Raw genomic sequence first — 1372 nt, 5'->3', positions numbered from 1 at the left:
TAATAATTGATGCTTTCTCTTCCTTTGTATAACGTTTACCATTATTACTCTTCATGTCGATCAACCTCCGTGTATGATTTAAACTATACACTAAAGTTCCCTACGACATCTATCCTAACAGAGGGGGAAAACGAGGCAGGACAAAAGTACTTTAAATATAGGTGATTATAATGATTTCGAATCCTCCCCAACAAAATATGAACAATGGGTGGTGCTACTGATATAAAAGCCTATTTTGCTTATTTTAGAAACTTCTCGAGTTACAAAAAGGGGTGCCTCCAAAAGTTATTTTGGGACACCCTCTTGAAAATAAAAAAAACCACAAATAGTCTTTGTGGGTTAAACTTCGTATGTATCGCCACAAACAGGATTCTACTTAGTGCTGCTACCTTCCGGTCCTGACACATTTTCATAGCTCTGTCTTGGCTTGTTTATATAAAAACAAATATCTTGGTGAAGATAAATAACAAATAATGTTAACTAATTTAAATTAAACTCTAAATTCAAGCAAAGAAACAGTATCAGGTATCTTGCAGATCACAACCATCATTAGAATATTTAACTGATTCACAAACTTATATCCCTTTAAACTCAGCCTTCCTTTTCTCCATAAACGCACGAACACCTTCAACCTTGTCTTCCGTTACACAAAGCTCGCCGAAATACTGTGCTTCTATCTTAATACCTTCATTCAATGTAGTATTAAAACCTAGGTTCATCGCACTTTTTGCTTTGGAAACGGCCACTGGACCTCTAGTAGCGATTTTGACCGCAAGCACCTTTGCTTCATCCAAAGCCTTTCCCGACGGAACCAATTTATCAATTAACCCGATTCGATAAGCCTCTTCAGCATTGATACTTTCACCCGAAAATATTAATTCCTTTGCCTTTCCTAAGCCAACAAGGCGTGGTAATCTTTGCGTTCCGCCATAGCCCGGGATAATCCCTAATGTCACCTCCGGTAGACAGATAATTTATTTACCGAAGCTGAGTTTGGTAGCTTGCCTATATGCCTATATTTTAAAAATTAAACTTATCGATATAATCACTAACAAAATGGCCCAAAAAAAAAACCTTAAAATTAAGGTTTCTTTACGTACTTTGTCACTAGTTTTAAAGACTAACACAAAATGGAAGTTGTATGTCTTATTCATTCATATCCTAGTTAATCTGAGGTAAAAGAATAATAACTTCAGTACCCTTATCTTTTTCACTATTCACTTTTATTTTCCCTTTGAAAGAATGGTGTTAATGACGTTCTCCAATGTCCAGAACTTGACGGTGTTGATTGTCCTAAAACTGACGGATTCACTGTCCAAAAATGAAAGGGAAGCAGTTCACATGCTTCCCTAATGATTTACAAATCAACTTG

Annotated in this window: 1 protein-coding gene and 1 other RNA gene; both read right to left on the bottom strand. The window is 36.1% G+C overall.

Annotated elements, in window-relative coordinates; all coding sequences use genetic code 11:
* Positions 1–351: 351 nt before the first annotated feature.
* An RNA gene (gene ffs / locus ACFFHF_RS11850) (signal recognition particle sRNA small type) lies at positions 352–430 on the bottom strand.
* A gap of 145 nt (positions 431–575) precedes the next feature.
* Positions 576–971, bottom strand: coding sequence for an enoyl-CoA hydratase/isomerase family protein (locus ACFFHF_RS11845; protein ID WP_377058225.1), 396 nt, complete (start codon positions 969–971; stop codon positions 576–578).
* Positions 972–1372: the final 401 nt, after the last annotated feature.

This window comes from Robertmurraya beringensis (assembly GCF_042433785.1).
Taxonomy (GTDB): Bacteria; Bacillota; Bacilli; order Bacillales; family Cytobacillaceae; genus Robertmurraya_A; species Robertmurraya_A beringensis.
This window is presented reverse-complemented; position numbering and strand designations above follow the sequence as displayed.